Source organism: Paenibacillus sp. 7516 (genome assembly GCF_002272715.1).
GTDB lineage: Bacteria > Bacillota > Bacilli > Paenibacillales > Paenibacillaceae > Paenibacillus > Paenibacillus illinoisensis_A.
On sequence record NZ_NPBI01000020.1, the window covers coordinates 334785 to 351126 of the forward strand.

The 16342-nt window shown below is 48.9% G+C and carries 16 protein-coding genes; 7 read left to right on the forward strand and 9 right to left on the reverse strand.

What is annotated here, in order from left to right:
• Window positions 1-152: 152 nt before the first annotated feature.
• The 6 genes from CHI14_RS17445 to nirB form a co-directional block, all read right to left on the reverse strand.
• Window positions 153-1010, reverse strand: a complete 858-nt coding sequence (locus tag CHI14_RS17445; RefSeq protein ID WP_095289777.1) for an SDR family oxidoreductase — start codon at window positions 1008-1010, stop codon at window positions 153-155.
• Window positions 1011-1124: 114 nt separating this feature from the next.
• Window positions 1125-1550 carry an Rrf2 family transcriptional regulator gene (locus tag CHI14_RS17450; RefSeq protein WP_095289779.1) on the reverse strand — a complete coding sequence of 142 codons (426 nt, stop codon included), beginning with the start codon at window positions 1548-1550 and terminating at the stop codon, window positions 1125-1127.
• A gap of 130 nt (window positions 1551-1680) precedes the next feature.
• The gene (locus CHI14_RS17455; protein WP_095289780.1) at window positions 1681-2310 is read right to left on the reverse strand and encodes a YfbR-like 5'-deoxynucleotidase; all 630 of its coding nucleotides are present in this window, start codon (window positions 2308-2310) and stop codon (window positions 1681-1683) included.
• A 265-nt stretch (window positions 2311-2575) separates the two neighbouring features.
• Window positions 2576-3358 (reverse strand): formate/nitrite transporter family protein, encoded by a 783-nt coding sequence (locus CHI14_RS17460; RefSeq protein WP_095289782.1) that lies wholly within the window; start codon window positions 3356-3358, stop codon window positions 2576-2578.
• A gap of 52 nt (window positions 3359-3410) precedes the next feature.
• A complete protein-coding gene (gene nirD, locus CHI14_RS17465) occupies window positions 3411-3737 on the reverse strand; it encodes a nitrite reductase small subunit NirD (RefSeq protein WP_095289784.1) in 327 nt (108 codons plus the stop codon).
• Window positions 3738-3828: 91 nt separating this feature from the next.
• On the reverse strand, window positions 3829-6258 hold the full coding sequence (nirB, locus tag CHI14_RS17470; RefSeq protein WP_095289785.1) for a nitrite reductase large subunit NirB: 2430 nt from the start codon (window positions 6256-6258) through the stop codon (window positions 3829-3831).
• 311 nt (window positions 6259-6569) lie between these two features.
• Here nirB and CHI14_RS17475 point away from each other — a divergent pair, with 311 nt between their 5' ends.
• Window positions 6570-7277 (forward strand): metal-dependent hydrolase, encoded by a 708-nt coding sequence (locus tag CHI14_RS17475; protein WP_095289787.1) that lies wholly within the window; start codon window positions 6570-6572, stop codon window positions 7275-7277.
• A 187-nt stretch (window positions 7278-7464) separates the two neighbouring features.
• Here the strand turns inward: CHI14_RS17475 and CHI14_RS30675 are convergent, their stop codons facing one another.
• The 3 genes from CHI14_RS30675 to CHI14_RS17485 form a co-directional block, all read right to left on the reverse strand.
• The gene (locus tag CHI14_RS30675; protein ID WP_283163872.1) at window positions 7465-7590 is read right to left on the reverse strand and encodes a hypothetical protein; all 126 of its coding nucleotides are present in this window, start codon (window positions 7588-7590) and stop codon (window positions 7465-7467) included.
• Window positions 7591-7618: 28 nt separating this feature from the next.
• Window positions 7619-7936, reverse strand: a complete 318-nt coding sequence (locus tag CHI14_RS17480) for a hypothetical protein (protein WP_095289788.1) — start codon at window positions 7934-7936, stop codon at window positions 7619-7621.
• A gap of 189 nt (window positions 7937-8125) precedes the next feature.
• Entirely contained in the window at window positions 8126-9199 is a 1074-nt protein-coding gene (locus CHI14_RS17485) for a M42 family metallopeptidase (protein WP_095289790.1), read from the reverse strand.
• A 627-nt stretch (window positions 9200-9826) separates the two neighbouring features.
• Between CHI14_RS17485 and spoVAC the strand changes: the two genes are divergently transcribed.
• The 6 genes from spoVAC (at window position 9827) to CHI14_RS17515 (ending at window position 16326) form a co-directional block, all read left to right on the forward strand.
• Window positions 9827-10333 (forward strand): stage V sporulation protein AC, encoded by a 507-nt coding sequence (gene spoVAC, locus CHI14_RS17490; protein WP_170948175.1) that lies wholly within the window; start codon window positions 9827-9829, stop codon window positions 10331-10333.
• Window positions 10330-11346, forward strand: a complete 1017-nt coding sequence (spoVAD, locus tag CHI14_RS17495) for a stage V sporulation protein AD (RefSeq protein WP_095289793.1) — start codon at window positions 10330-10332, stop codon at window positions 11344-11346. The genes spoVAC and spoVAD overlap by 4 nt, the downstream gene beginning before the upstream one ends.
• A 3-nt stretch (window positions 11347-11349) precedes the next feature.
• Entirely contained in the window at window positions 11350-11700 is a 351-nt protein-coding gene (gene spoVAE, locus CHI14_RS17500; protein ID WP_095289795.1) for a stage V sporulation protein AE, read from the forward strand.
• Window positions 11701-11908: 208 nt separating this feature from the next.
• Complete coding sequence (locus tag CHI14_RS17505; RefSeq protein WP_095289796.1) at window positions 11909-12865, forward strand: AAA family ATPase; 957 nt, start codon at window positions 11909-11911, stop codon at window positions 12863-12865.
• Window positions 12866-12868: 3 nt separating this feature from the next.
• Window positions 12869-14116: a DUF58 domain-containing protein gene (locus CHI14_RS17510; RefSeq protein ID WP_095289798.1), complete on the forward strand. Its 1248-nt coding sequence runs from the start codon at window positions 12869-12871 to the stop codon at window positions 14114-14116.
• Window positions 14113-16326 (forward strand): transglutaminase TgpA family protein, encoded by a 2214-nt coding sequence (locus CHI14_RS17515; RefSeq protein ID WP_095289800.1) that lies wholly within the window; start codon window positions 14113-14115, stop codon window positions 16324-16326. The genes CHI14_RS17510 and CHI14_RS17515 overlap by 4 nt, the downstream gene beginning before the upstream one ends.
• The last annotated feature ends 16 nt before the right edge of the window (window positions 16327-16342 follow it).

Below are 16342 nucleotides of genomic sequence, written 5' to 3' on the forward strand. Positions count from 1 at the left end.
CATTTTGTTATTCTGTTATGTATTCAATGATTGATTCAATATGAGAGCATGTTAAAGAAAAAGGGGCACATCAACATTTGTTGGTGTGTCCCTTTTGGATACCCAGCTAATAGAATTTCGTTCTAATAGCGGATATTTATTTGAAGAACGTTTTACTTGCCCAAAATCGCTTTAACACCTTCGCTCAGTGGTTGAGCCGGACGGCCAAGCAGCTTCTCCAATGTGTCGCTCTCTACAGCCAGTGCGCCTTCACGGATGGCACTCTGCATATCAACCAGCATGGAGACCACAAAGTCAGGCAGACCTGCACCTTTCATGATGTCGGCATAAGCGGCATCGCCCACGTTTTGCACATTGATGTCCTGTCCGAGCACTTCGCCAACGATAGCTGCAAGTTCAGCTTGCGTGCGGAGTTTACCAGACAATTCATATACCGAATTCTCATGTCCCTCACCTGTAAGGACTGCTGCAGCGGCCTGTGCATAATCGCTGCGCGTAGCCCAGCCTACTTGACTGTCGTTGGTTGCATGAACCCATGGGGCACCTTGGGTAGCAGCTTGTACGCTGCCTGCTTCATTTTCCAGATACCAGTTGTTACGCAGGAAGGAATAGGGAATGTCGGATTCGCGGATCGCCTGTTCTGTGGCACGGTGCACTTCAGCCAGGGAAAGGGTGTTATTCTCGGCATTTACCACGCTGGTATACGCGATAAATCCAACACCTGCACTCTTGGCAGCATGAACTGCAGCTTGATGTTGGCGGATACGTGTCTCATTGTCGCCATCTGTGGAGATGAGCAGCAGGCGATCTACACCAGCAAAAGCTTTGGCAAGTGTACCCGGTTGATCGAAATCACCATGACGAACGTCGACGCCTTGAGCACGCAGTGCTTCCGCTTTCTCCGGGTTTCGTACACTTACAGCCAGATCCCCGGCGGATACCGTTTTTAATAAAGCTTCTACGACCAGTGAACCCAAATGACCTGTTGCGCCAGTAACCAAAATTTTCATGAGATATTCCTCCAATGGTTTAAGTATTTTAAAAAAAGTTTGGATGTAATCAAGTCCGTTATAACAGATGTGATTACAACCGAAGGGTTAAAAAAAGCTCGCTATGAGCTTCTTTTATTCAGACACATGAACCTGATCCATCATCTGCTGTATGGTTACGCGGTTCAAGCGCTGTTCCATCGCTGTCTGAGCCTCAATGAGCTCGGCACGCAAGGTACGTTCGATCATACTGCCCACGGGACAATCCGGATTCGGATGTTTGTGAAAGTTGAATAGCTCCCCTTCCTGGACCACTTCGAGTGCCCGGTATACATCCAGAAGGGTGATGTCTGCCGGGTCCTTTAATAAGGAAGCACCGCCGACACCAGGTCTGACCTCGATCAAACGGGCCTGTTTCAGCTTGGACATGATCCGCCGGATAATCACGGGATTTGTATTTACGCTGGAAGCAATAAAATCCCCAGTGCACTCATGGGGTGCAACAGCGATCAAGGACAGGGTGTGAACCGCAATGGAAAAGCGGCTGCTGATTTGTTTCATGGATGATCACCACCGTTGTAACTATAATAGTTACAAATTGTTAGGTTGTCAAATCCAAGTTCCAGATCACCATCCATAATGAAAAGAAGCCATGTCCCCGGATCAGGTGAACCAAGATGGCCAGCGCTGATTATTGGGACAGAGCTTCTTCGGTGATTTTGCGGATATCGAAGGGGGAGCGAATGCCTTCTTCAATCATGTCAGGCAGAATGTTATCTAAGAAATAACGTACACAGTGAAGGTCGATATTTTTGATTTTGATCAATGCGTAGCGATACATGACGATAAATTCCTTCTCCGTATTGCCACGCTGCAGTTCTGCAAAGGCTTCATAGACCTGGTCCATTTTATCCGCCACTTCAAGAATCAGGCCTTCTACGGAATCGTCTTTGCCTTCTCGCAGCTGCCTGCGGAAAATGTCCTTAAATTCCTCAGGGATATTTTCGTTGATAAAATGCTCAACCATGGCTTCTTCCACATGGAGCAGCATGGAACGCAGTTCCAACGAGTAATGTTTGACGGGTGTCTTAATATCACCGATGAAGATTTCGCCATAATCATGGCTGCTGGTGATTTCGTATAACTTTTTCCAATCGATGCTTACTCCGTGCTGTTCTTCAATATCGGCCAGTGTCTTGGCATACTGTACTACTTTCCAGGAATGGGCAGACACACAGTGTTCTTCAAACTTGAACTTGCCAGGCGTCCGAATAATGCGTTCAAGATCGTTCAGTGACCTAAAGTACGTATGAATTCCCATCTAAGCTATCATCCTTTGTTGGTTGAGTATGATCCGACTATACTTTAATTATGTTAACCACGGATTAACGATGTATGCGAGAAAGGTAAAAATAAACCTTGAAAGGGAAAGGACATAAGCATAGGGATAAAGAGACAAAAGGGAGGGATATCCACGGACAAAACCAAAAAACCACCATGTCGACTGAACTTTTATTCAGCTGACTCATGGTGGCTTTTTTAGATTTTTAATGATTCACGACGAATGAAATGTGTACGATGTCCGATCAGGCTTTCTTCCGAACCGGGGAAACAAACCAATACGCCATACCGACAAACAATGCACCACCAATAATATTGCCCAGCGTGACGGGAATCATATTGTGCAGCCAACCTGCCAGCGTGATCGTATCGGGATGGTTGGGCAGCAGCCAGGACAGGGATAAGAGTGTCATGTTGGCGACACTGTGCTCATATCCGCTGGCGATAAACGCGTACAGACACCACCAAATTAGTACCAGTTTGGCAATATCCTCTTTGGAACGGGCCGCCATCCAGATGGCCAGACAGACGAGCCAGTTACAGAGAATACCGCGGAAGAACAATTCGGTAACGGGTGCAGCCATCTTTTTGGCCGATACGGCAAATAGTAGGTGCTCCGGTGTAGCTGTTTTAAACAAGCCACTGCCTACAATAAGCAGACTGAGCAGAATGGCTCCGATCAGATTGCCGAGGAAAACAAGTCCCCAGTTTTTCAAGGTTTCCCGAACCGTGGTCCGGCCCGCCAGCGTGCTCATGGTAAAAAACATGTTGTTGCCTGTGAACAATTCCGAGCCTGCAAAAATGACGAGCGTGAGGGCGAGCCCGAAGGACATACCCATCAGCATCATTTGCAAGGGTGACTTGGCTGCAAGCAGCGGTGCACCGATACTAAAGATCAGAATAATTCCAAGCCCTACGTAAGCTCCTGCCATTAAGGCAGCCACCATGTAACGCGGCAAGCTGGCATTCATCTGATCCCGCTTTTTAACGGCAGCTTCAATAATTCCTTCAACACCTGGTGTAAACATCTTGGTTTCCTCCATTATTGTGGATCTATCTCGTTCCGGCTCATGGAGCTAGCTATACAGCAATCCAGACCTGCCCGTTCTCGAGTTTCACCGGAAACATCTGAACCTGGCCCTGATCTGGTGCCTGCACTTGACCCGTACTTAAGTCGATTTTCCAATCATACAGCGGATCATAGAGATAATGTCCGGATACGATGCCTTCGGCGAGCGGACCACCCTTGGGGTGGGGATTATGGTTATCGGCCGCAAATACGGTACCGTCGGAGGCGCGGAAGACAGCCAGCTGTCGGCCTTCAATTTCTACCACTCTCCCGATCCGGGGGAGAAATTCTTCAATCTCTCCAGCCGGAAAATAGGTGCCCGATTGTTTGGTTGTCATTTGGACTGCTCCTTTTCTATGGCAGGTTCACCCTGCAAATTGAATATCATATTGATCCAGTAAAGAACGTTACTATTTTAAGGATTTAAGCTTAAGGGCGAGCAGAAACTTCAATTCCCTGGAATAGTTTGGTCTGGCCTTCTTCGTTACGCAGTACTTTTTTCCATGGATCTTCCACATGGTTTAGGGCAAATTCGATGCGTTCCATCAGTGCTTTGCGTTCCTCCAGATTATCCACCACAACCGAACGAATCTGCTCAAGTCCCATCCGTTCGACCCATTCCGAGGTACGCTCCAGATAGTTGCCTGTTTCCCGGTAGTATTGAATAATTGCACCGCAGAGTTCGATGAGTTCTGCATCTGTTTTCACTTTGCATAAGGAGTCAGCAAGTCTGGCTTTGATCCCCCCGTTACCGCCAATAAACAACTCCCAACCTCCATCGTTACCAACAATCCCGATATCTTTTGTACATGATTCCGCGCAGTTCCGCGGGCAGCCATTGACCGCCATTTTGAATTTGGCAGGCAGATCAAGACGCTCGAATTTGCGTTCAAGCAGGGCACCCATCGCCATGGAATCCTGGGTACCGAAACGGCAGAACTGGGAACCAACACAGGTTTTGACCGTACGCAGCGATTTGGCATAGGCATAACCGGAAGGCATATCCAGCTCCGCCCATACCTGCGGCAGATCCTCTTTTTTGACCCCGATCAGATCAAGACGCTGTCCGCCGGTAACCTTGACCGCTTTTACGTCGTATTTGACCGAAATGTCCGCAATACGTTTCAATTCTTCCGGTGTGGTAACGCCGCCGTACATGCGTGGTACTACCGTATACGTGCCGTCTTTCTGAATATTGGCGTTCATACGTTCATTGACAAACCGAGATTCCTTCTCGTCTTCATGCGTATCCGGTGCAATCATGCCGAGGTAGTAGTTAATTGCCGGACGGCATTTGGAACAGCCTTCAGGCTGGCTCCAGCCTAGGACATTCATCACTTCTTTGGTCGTCTGCAATCCTTTTTGCTTGATCTCGGCTACAATTTCATCCCGGCTGAGCGAGGTGCATCCACAAATGCCCTGTTTGGCGCCGCTTGTGAAGCTGTCTCCCAGTACGTATTGTAAAATTTGCTCTACTACCGGTTTACATCCGCCGCATGAACGGGTTGCGCCTGTGCAGGCTTTGATCTCATCCACGCTGCTCAGACCTTGATTCGTGATGGCATCAACAATGGTTCCTTTGGTTACACCATTACATCCACATACGATTTCGTCCTCAGCCATCGTTTCAACAGAAGCGGCTTTTTTGTGACCCCCACAGCCCGTACCCATCAGGGAGGCATACAGCTCATCCGTCATTTCGGTTTTCTGTTTGATTAACTTCTGCAATTCGGCAGAATCCGTCACATCTCCAAAGAGCACGGCACCGACCATGATGTTGTCCCGCAGCAGAATTTTTTTGTAGGTCCGTTTCCAGTCATCTTTATGGCTGATCACCGTATGGTCCGGACTATCGAGAAATTCACCAGTGGAGAAGACGTCCACACCTGAAATTTTTAATTTGGTAGATACGACAGAGCCTTCATACGGAGCAGTTTCCACGCCGCAGATATGCTTGGCGAGAATCATGCCTTGTTCGAATAATGGGGCAACGAGGCCGTAGCATACTCCCCGGTGTTCGGTACATTCCCCGACGGAATATACGCCTTCGAGTGAGGTCTGCATGTAGTCATCCACGATGATCCCCCGGTTAACTTCCATGCCGCTTTCGCGGGCTACAATCGTGTTCGGTTTAATGCCTACAGCCATAACGACAAAGTCTGCATCCAGCACGGTATCATCGGCAAATCGGAGGCCTTCCACACGTTCCCCGCCGATCAATTCAGCTGTCTGTGCGCCCATCTTGAAACGAATGCCCTGACGCTCCAGTTCCGCTTTTAGCATGGCTGAAGCTTGTGGATCGAGCTGGCGTTCCATCAAGTCTTGCATAAGATGAACTACGGTGACGTCCATGCCGAGCTGTACCAGACCTTTGGCTGCTTCCAGTCCGAGAAGACCTCCCCCGATAACAGCCGCTTTTTTATATTGCTTCGCTGCTTCCAGCATCATATTGCAATCGGCAATATCCCGAAATCCAACAACGCCTTCTTTATCATGACCCGGAACAGGCAGGATAAAGGAGCTGGAACCTGTAGCGATAATGACTTTGTCGTAGGGCACCCGTGTGCCTTCGCTTGTAACGACTTCCCTGGTATCTGCATCGATACGGGACACGGTTGTCCCGGTATGAAGCGTAATGCCATTGTCTTCATACCAGTGCAGATCATTCAGCACGATATCATCAATGGTTTTGCTGCCCTCCAGAACATAGGACAACATGATTCGGTTATAGTTGGGATAGGGCTCCGTGCCGAAGACCGTAATGTCATAGCGTGAAGTTAATTTCAAAATTTGTTCAACTGTACTAATGCCGGCCATACCGTTACCGATCACGACGAGTTTTTCTCTGTTTCCGTTCATGTGTGTAAGCCTCCTTGGTTTAACACTGGACAATATCAACATTTTTAGTGGTTTATATTTGAATCATACCGTGATTTGCTAACACTTAATGTGATTTATTTCACTAAGAAAGAGATAAGTAGCACAAATTAAAAAGTGTGAGCCCGGTCATGGAAACTGTTTTTTTAGATGAGCATGAAGAATGGAGGTAATGAGGTCGGGGCTCTTATCTAAAATAAGAAATACGAACTATTGTTCTCTTTTTATTTTCGTTGTAACATCGAGAATGGGATATGATGTTCCCTATTTCTTCGAAAGGAAGTTTTCGCATCATGATGGGAAGATCCCACCTGATTATCGGAACAGGCGTTTCACTTTCAGTACTGCAGCTGATGGGTGAGCAAGTCACGGCACCGGCTGTTACGGTTGCGCTCATTGGCTCGCTGCTGCCGGACATTGATGAGCCGAATTCCTTGTTGGTATCCAAGGCGCTGCCCAATAGTTTGATCAGGCTGCTGCAAACCATTTTGCTGCCTACAGCCGTATTTGTGTATTTTTACGTGCAGGCGAAGCCTTGGAATCTGCTGCTGGCCATTTTGGTCGGGCTGGTATCTTTCCTGCCATCGCGTTCGCTCCGCAAAGTGTTGATGTTTGCCATCGGACTGGGTCTTGTATTCTATGGTCACGCCCTTGCACCATGGAACCTGATTGCAGGGAGTCTGCTCATGTTATGTACTACGCTGACCCACAGAGGTCTAACCCATACGGTCTATGGAACTGCAGTTTGGGGAGGACTGCTGTACAGCACAACGCATGAGCAGGGACCGGAGATTTGGGTTGCCGGAGGAGTAGCCTATGCCATGCATCTGCTTGCAGACTCATTGACGAATCGCGGCATTCGTCCGCTTCCGCCACTCAAGTGGAGGATCAGGGTGAATTTGATGAGCACGGGGACCAAACATGGAGCCGTGGTTGAGAATGTATGTATTGTGCTTACGCTTATTTTGGCATGGATCGCATTTTCGCCGTTATTCCTGTAACTTTGAGCAATTGGCATCGTAGTTTGAATCAGACCATGCTAACGTGCTGAACAGCAACATGAATTTCAAAAACGCCAGTCCGGAATAAGGACTGGCGTTTCTATTCGATTCTTAGTTTTATAATGGATTGATTGCGGTATGTTATATGGAATCACTTTTATAAAATGGTCTGCGGGTGAATACATAATCAGGTAGATGTAGGTGAGCCGGTAAGTGTATCAATATCCGAAGAGCCAAATACAAATAACACAACAAGGATAACTACAATTAATAGCTCTGCAAATCCAGTTCCATCAAAGTCAAAGTCAGACATCATCCCAGCCTCATTTCATTCCATTCATTTAGGAATTCATTCTTTTTTGGAAAGCTCGCATCACATCATCCAGAGTCACGTCGCCCATCTCGTCAAGAAATTGGACCAGTTTATCGGCATTCGAAGGATTAATGTTTGTTAGTGTTTTATACTGTCCAACCAGCTCTACGACCAGAGTGGCCTCACGAAACAAGGTGACCGCATCAACTCTTAATTTACCGCTAACAAGCAATGCTGCAACGATGAGTTCCAGGTTTCTACCTTTAAGATTGCCATTGAGAAGGGAGTTTGCAGCATTTGTTTTTTTGGAGCCTTTATTCGATTTTCCATTCCTTCTCACTGCCATAACAGTTCCCCCACTGCTTGGTGTTTTGTTCTCTTTCGTTGTTGTATCTTATGTGTTATTTCCTGTAATGTTCGAACTATTAATCTATTTTTACGCAAAAAAAAGAGACACTCCAACCAAAGTCGGAATGCCTCTTTATCTGGAGGGAGGTCAAGCAGAGTTTTTCAATCCTGTCACTCGCTCCAGCATTTACGCATTTTCAATAATGGTGTTCATGGTTGTACGATCCAAACCCTTCACCAATTTAACAAGCAGTGCCTTGGCAGCATCATAGTCATCGGTGTGAATGATGGAAGATGAAGTATGGATGTAACGGGCACAGATCCCAATGACCGTTGAAGGTACACCAATACCGCTCAAGTGAACTTGTCCAGCATCCGTGCCACCAGGTGAGATAAAGTATTGCATCTTGATCTGGTTCGAAGAAGCTGTATCCTGCACATATTCCACCATGCCGCGGTGAGTGAACATGCTTGGATCGAAAATTCGAAGCAGAGCCCCTTGTCCAATATGTCCAAAGGATTGTTTGTCACCTGTCATGTCATTGGCTGCACTGCAGTCCAGTGCGAAGAAGATGTCTGGTTCAATCAGATTGGCAGCTGTACGCGCACCGCGAAGACCCAATTCCTCTTGAACTGTTGCACCGCAATACAGCGTGTTTGGAAGCTTCTCTTGGTGGAGTGCCTCAACGAGCTCAAGGGCAAGTCCGACTCCGTAGCGGTTATCCCAGGCTTTTGCCATGATTTTTTTCGGGTTAGCCATGGGTGTGAATTCACAGATTGGCACGATTTGCATGCCTGGGTGAATCCCCCAAGATTCGGCTTCCGCACGGTTATCTGCACCGATATCCAGGTACATGTGGTTCAGATCAACCGGTTTGCTCCGTTGGGACTCATCCAGCAAGTGAGTAGGCGTAGAACCTACAACGCCCGTAATACGACGATCTGGAGTAATGATCTGAAGGCGCTGGGACAGAACTGCCTGGCTCCACCATCCACCCAGCGGTCGGAATTTAACCATGCCTGTTTCCGTAATGCCTGTAGTCATGAAGCCCACTTCATCAAAGTGTCCGGCCACCATAACTTTGGGGCCTGATTCTTCACCGCGTAGTACGCCAAAAAGACTTCCAAGACGATCCTGAACGAATTCCTCTGTATATTGGGAGAGCTGCTCCTTCATCCATCCTCGGAGCTCGCGTTCGAATCCGGAAGCGGAAGGGAATTCCGTTAACGTACGAAACATCTCCATTGTTTTTTCATTCATGTGTCGACAACTCCTCTGCTTGTATGTATGACAGTCTCGACAGAACGGCTGCGGACTGTTGTCCTCCATTCATAAAGGACATTATTAACCACTGGTCACATTATAGTATGAACCTTGCGCACCTAATTGTCCATGTCTGTGTCACGTATCTGAGGGAACGTTAATACAATGAACGGGAAGTTGTCTTTTAAATTGGGCTTTCCCCTCACGCTTTTCACAGCATGATTGAATATGCATGACTTGAGACGCTCTTGCATTCCCATAAACAGGGATTTTTTACTCGTTTTGCTTGACGGCAGGAAGGAGTTGGGACACCAGATGAAGCCACCTCATGAAGGTTATGAAGATATCCTTTTTATCGTCCTTTTTATTTTGCTCGTCATTGTACTTCTTTATTTATAGGGAAATGCTTCACACCTGACTGTTGTACGATTAGCTCAACTTCTCTCTGATCCGGCGTATTGGATTTTAGGATGCCAAGCTGCTCTTCCTCCCAACTGGAAACAATTGATGCAATTCGCCGGATACATAACCTTCCCACGATTAACAAACAATGAACATAGGATTCCACACGAGATACAGCGACAAGCTGTGCGACCCATTCAATTTCTAAGGAGGTTCTGAATCTTGCCAGCTCAAACCAAAGGATCCGGTAACGGAAAAAAATCATCATCCCTGTCCATCAGCGAACAGGATTACAAGAAAGTAGCCAAAAAGCATGAGCCCGCTCGTCCGATCCTTGCGAACTGCATTAAGGCTTTCTTTGTCGGGGGATTCATTTGCATCATTGGACAGGCTATCCAGGAAGCATTCAAGGCAGGCTTCGATATGACTTCCAAGGAAGCGGCCAGCCCTACGGTTGCGGTCATGATCCTGATCTCGGTTATCCTCACCTGCCTTGGGGTCTACGATAAAATCGCCCAATGGGCCGGAGCAGGAACAGCGGTCCCGGTTACCGGCTTTGCCAACTCGATGTGTTCAGCAGCATTGGAGCACCGTGCGGAGGGACTTGTCCTTGGCGTTGGAGCCAATATGTTTAAGCTAGCCGGCTCGGTTATCGTATTCGGCGTCGTGGCAGCCTTTATTATAGGTATCATTTACGCCTTCCTTGGCTTAGGAGGTGGGCATCTATGAAGCTTGTCGGTCGCCAAACCTGGCAGTTTGAGAATCGCCCTCGAATTATCGGCAGGGCTGCGGTTGTTGGGCCAGAGGAGGGAGCTGGACCACTGTCCGCCGATTTCGATTACGTCTATGACAATCTGGAGATTGGTGAGAAAACATGGGAAAAAGGGGAGCGCAAGCTGCTTGAACAAGCTACACAGCTGGCACTCATCAATGCAAACATCACAAAGGAAGAGCTGCAGTTTTTCATTGGTGGCGATCTCCTCAACCAGATCATCAGCAGTTCTTTTTCGGCTCGGAAACTGGGAGCTCCTTACCTCGGTGTATTTGGGGCTTGTTCGACCTCCATGGAGAGCCTTGCATTAGCATCCCTGATTGTCGATTCAGGTGGAGGTGACTATGTCCTCGCTGGTACGGTCAGCCATAACTGCACAGTGGAGAAGCAGTTCCGCTACCCGACCGAGTATGGATCCCAGAAACCTCCTTATGCACAGTACACCGTGACCGGATCCGGTTGCGGCGTAGTCTCCCGCTCAGGGGAAGGCCCTGTTGTCACGCGGGCAACGATTGGACGGGTTATGGATCTTGGAATCAAGGATCCGTTTAACATGGGGGCAGCCATGGCACCAGCAGCGGCAGATACCATCGTGTCTCATTTCCGGGATACAGGGCTTGAACCAGGATATTATGATCTGATCGTCACTGGCGATTTGGCTTCCGTTGGACTCCCCATCACGAAAGAACTGTTGCAAAAGGAAGGCATCCCCATGGAACAAACGACGTTTAATGACTGTGGACTCATGATTTATGATCGGGAGAAGCAGCCATTCGTTGTAGCAGGCGGCAGCGGCTGCGGCTGCTCAGCGACTGTAACGTATGGACATATATTGAACCGGATGCAAAAAGGCGATCTCAAACGGGTACTGGTTGTGGCCACGGGTGCACTGCTGTCACCGATTTCCTACCAGCAGGGCGAGAGCATCCCGTGTATTGCACACGCCGTAGCCATTGAAAAGGAGGGGTAAACGATGCAATTTTTATGGGCATTTATTGTTGGTGGACTGATCTGTGTGGTGGGTCAGCTGCTGATGGATGGCGTCAAGCTGACGCCTGCTCACACCATGAGTACGCTTGTTGTGGCAGGCGCGGTTGCAGATGCGCTCGGATGGTATGATCCACTGGTTAAATTTGCAGGAGCTGGAGCATCCATCCCCATTACGAGTTTTGGCAATTCACTCGTGCACGGGGCATTGACAGAGCTTGAAAAGGTAGGATGGATCGGGGTTATTACCGGGATATTCGACTTGACGGCTGCAGGGATATCAGCGGCGATTATCTTCTCCTTTCTCGCCGCGCTGGTGGTTCGGCCGAAAGGCTGACAAGGCGCAGTCAATTGCTTTTAGCCATATATGTATACCCTATGAGGCTCCGGATGTTTAACATCCGGGGCTTTTTGTCGCAATCATGCGGGAATGGCGGCCAATCTGACGGCTGGAAACAAATTGTGATTCTCTTCGAGTGTACTCGCGCCCGTTGTTCATGTACAATAAAAGGAAATCTGTATGCTTTTTTAGGAGGTTAGACCACATGCCTGTGCGCAAAGAGTCGATCCAAATCATTTCAGCAGTTCGTTCTAATCTAGAATCTTGCATAATGGGGAAATCCTTTGAAATTCAACTTTTGCTCACAGCTTTGCTTGCAGGCGGACACGTTCTGATCGAAGACGTACCCGGAACAGGCAAGACACAGTTGATCAAAGCATTATCGAAATCCATGCGCGGAGAATACCGCCGCATTCAATGTAATCCAGATATTTTGCCAAGTGATATTACAGGTGTATCTGTATTCCACCCGCGTGACGAGCGCTTTTATTTCCGTCCGGGTCCGGTCATGACCAACATACTTCTGGCGGATGAGATCAACAGGGCAACAACGAAGACCCAGTCAGCTCTGTTGGAAGTCATGGAAGAACGCAGTGTAACGGTAGATGGCGATACCTATGATCTGCCGCACCCGTTCATGCTCTGTGCTACACAGAATCCAATCGATTTTGAGGGAACGTATACACTGCCGGAAGCGCAGCTCGACCGGTTTATGCTGAAAATAAGTCTGGGTTATCCCGACAAGGATATCGAGAGAACATTGCTGAAGCAGCATCAGTCAGGACAGCCCGTGGACCGGCTGGAGTCCGTAACTCACATGGACCAGATATCGGCGATTCAGCAGGAGATCAAGGAGGTCTTTATCGGTGATCCGGTCATGGACTATCTGCTTGATGTCGTTCGCAATACACGTTCGCATCCTTCCGTGCTGCTGGGGGCCAGCCCGCGTGCAGCGATTTCATTTATGATGGCAGTGAAGGCGTTTGCCTTCCTGCAGGAACGTGATTATGTGCTCCCGGATGACGTAAAAACGATGGCACCATATGTCCTTTCCCATCGGATTGTACTGCGTCCTGAAGCGAGACTGGACAGCATGAGCTCTGAAGCCGTACTGAATTCTGTACTTCAGCAGGTTCGTGTGCCCGTCTCCATGGGGCAATAATTTATGAAGCCGCTTTTGAGTAATGTCAGAAGAGGAATGCGCCACCCTCGCGTATGGAGTATCGCTGCGGTGTGGATTTGCTGCTTGGCCTATGTATTATTCCAGGGCGGGAAAACATCCATCATGCTGCTTTCGATGGTAACCCTCCTTTGTCTGTATCTTGCCATTGCCGGATTCAGTGGAGTAAGACGTGCACGCGGTGTACGAATGCTATCATCGGGTCAGGACCATGAAGAGCTGCTGCATGCCGGTGACCAGGTTCAGGTGAAGCTCAGGCTGACCATTCCCGGATTTTTGCCGCTGCCTTATGTGGTTGTCCGTGAAATGCTGCATCGTCATAACGGGGAATCCTGGTCCTTCAGGGAGAGCCTGATTCCAAACATGCGGGGAAATGGAGAGCTGTCTTTCCAGACTCCGCCGCTGGAGCGTGGCAAATATGCGTTTTCCGAAACGGAATGTGCAAGCGAGGATATCTTTGGCCTGATTGAGCACCGTGGTACATTCAAGGCCAAAGGCGAGTTTAGGGTGCTGCCTCGTACGGTATTCATACCGTACTGGCAGCTGTACGATCGTAAATCACGACTGTCTGGTCCACAGACCGCGCAGACGCGTTCCCGTAGGGAAACCACTCAAATTAACGGTGTTCGTGATTACGTGTATGGCGACAGGCTGTCCCGCATTCACTGGAATGCTACAGCCAAGACAGGAACATGGAAATCCAAGGAGTTTGAACATGAGTCGATACCCAAAACCATTTTGGTACTTGACGCGCTGGCGGGCAGTTACGAGCAGGGAGAAACATTTGAGCTGGCGGTTTCCACTGCGGCATCGCTATTGGAGTATGGTACGAGAGAACGGATGGGTATGGGACTGATGACGCTATCTGACCAAACGAAGCTGCTCCCTCCAAGCGAAAGCCTGCTTGAACGGCAGAAGATGATGCATCACCTGGTGGATGTTCAGCACAATGGTCAGGATAAGAGGCTGCTGCCCGGGATTGAGAAGCTTGCTCGGCAGCTGCCGCAGGGCGCTTATTTTGTAGTCATATCACCCCAGAAGGATGAAAAAGTACTGGAATTGCTGCGGTGGGCTGATACTCGCGGGATGACTCCGTGCCATATTATCCTTGATACCAAGGAGTCACGTCAGAGTGCCGAATGGGCCGCCATGCTGCGAGGAAGAGGCACGAGATCCTTTGTTGTTTCCCATCTGCAGGAACTTCCAACGGTTATGGGGGGAGGTTCTGTATGAGTACAATTAGTCGAGAACAGTCGATGGGGAAAAGATCCTGGTACCATGCAGCGTCCCTGCTCTGGATTTTCCTGATTGGGATGCAGTGGATTTCGTTTACACAGGAATCCTGGTACACCGAAACGACATCATTGGTATTATGGACGCTGGCTGCGGTCAGTGTACTGGAGATTATTTTACCTTTCAAAACAATATATCGTAACATCATCAAGGCCATTGTTCTTATTTATATTTTGCATAAAACGCTCATTGATTACTCTGTCTACATTCCTTACGGTACACTGAGCGATCGCACGGAGCAATTTCTGCTGCATTTGACCCCGTACATCTGGTTCTCCCTATGCGCATGGGTCATGCTCGAAGCGGCTCTTCGTCTGGTGACGACAACACGCCGTATTCTTGTTTTTCTGGGTGTGAACATCGTTTCGATGGGTATCCTGGATTCCTTCACCCAGATTCCACTCTGGATTGAAGTAGCCTGGGTCATGTTTGCCGGGATGGGGTGGCTCGTTTGCCAGCACTTCCGCAATTTCCAATTGAACTACCCACAGGGCTGGAAACGATTGCTCCGTTATCCGTACAAAATACTCGCCAACATCGCGATTATCTTTTCCCTGATTATTGTAGCGAGTGTTAACATGCCCGAAGTACCGCCTACACTGACAGATCCTTATACGGCATGGCGTAACTATACCGGAAGCTCTACCAGCCAGACCGGCAACGGGACGCTGGATATTCCAAGTTCCACAGAGTCCGGATACAGCCGTGAAGATAACCAACTGGGCGGTGGATTCAATTTTGACTACACACCAGTCATGTCGGTAACGACCAATGAACGGAGCTACTGGCGGGGTGAAACCCGGGAGGAGTACACCGGTACAGGGTGGGATGACCGCAGACGGGTGTCCTCGGAAGATGTAGAAATTGGACAAGCTCTTGAGAATGAGGATGCGGGCAACGTAAATACCAAGCAAGTTACGCAAAAGGTAACCATGCTGAACGATAGTGTGTATCCAATCCTCTTTGGTGCTTATTCCATAACCGAAGTGAGTTCGGTCAATGGTGAGAACGAATCAGGCCGGATGCTGTGGAATGCGAATCAGGCAGAGCTGCACATCGTCACAGATCGGCAGCAGCCGCAATTCCCTAAAACGTATACGGTTGTATCCGAAGCACCAGTCATCGTGGAAGATGAGCTCCGTACCAAGACGTTTGATGATCTATATGGAAGCAATCCTGCAGATGACATGTACCTGCAAATGCCTTCCCGCTTCCCGGACCGGGTGACAGAGCTTGCAGCCGAAATAACGGCTGCGGCAAATACCCCGTATGAAAAAGTGGCATTACTGCAAGACTACTTACAACAAAACTTTAATTACACCAACAATCCCGATTTATCCCGAAAAGTAAGCAATGACTTTGTTGAAGGATTTTTGTTTGACATCCGTGAGGGGTACTGTGATTATTTCTCTACGGCACTCGTCATGATGGCACGTTCGGAAGGTATTCCCGCCCGCTGGGTAAAAGGATATGCCCCTGGGCAAATGTCTCTTAATTCCGACATGCAGGCGCCACGCCAGCCTGGTTCTGAAATTGAGACGACGTATACCGTGACCAATGCAGATGCTCATTCCTGGGCGGAGGTGTACTTTGGCGAATATGGATGGATTCCGGTTGAAGCGACACCCGGGTTCGATATGCCTCTGTTAACGGAACAGCCTGATGTACAGCCGGTAGACGAGCCTGAAGAACAACCCGAAGAAGAACAGGTTGTAGAAGAAGAGCAAGTACCTGCACCTGAACAAGAGACATCCGGCATTCCCGCGTTTGTCATCTGGGCTGCGGTGGCTGTACTTGCCCTATGGGTTGCTTATATGTTCTGGCGGAACCGCTTCTCACTCCGCTTCTGGCTTCTTCGTCTGCGCACCGGCGGGCCAATTACCCCCGAGCAGAAAGTTGTTGCAGAGACGGAACGCTGGATTCGCTATGTGAAACGAAAAGGATTAACCCGAAGCGGAGACGAGACCCTGCGCGAGTCTGTCAACCGATGGAGTCAGGCCAAACCGGCTGCGGCAGCAACGCTGCAAGAACTGCTGGCGATGTTTGAACGCACGCGTTACAGCCCGGCTTCCGTTACTTCGGACGATTGGAAGGCAGTCTATGAGACAGCCTCGAAGCTGCGCAAGGAACTCAAAGCGGAACGGGCATAGAGGATGCCCGTCCCGT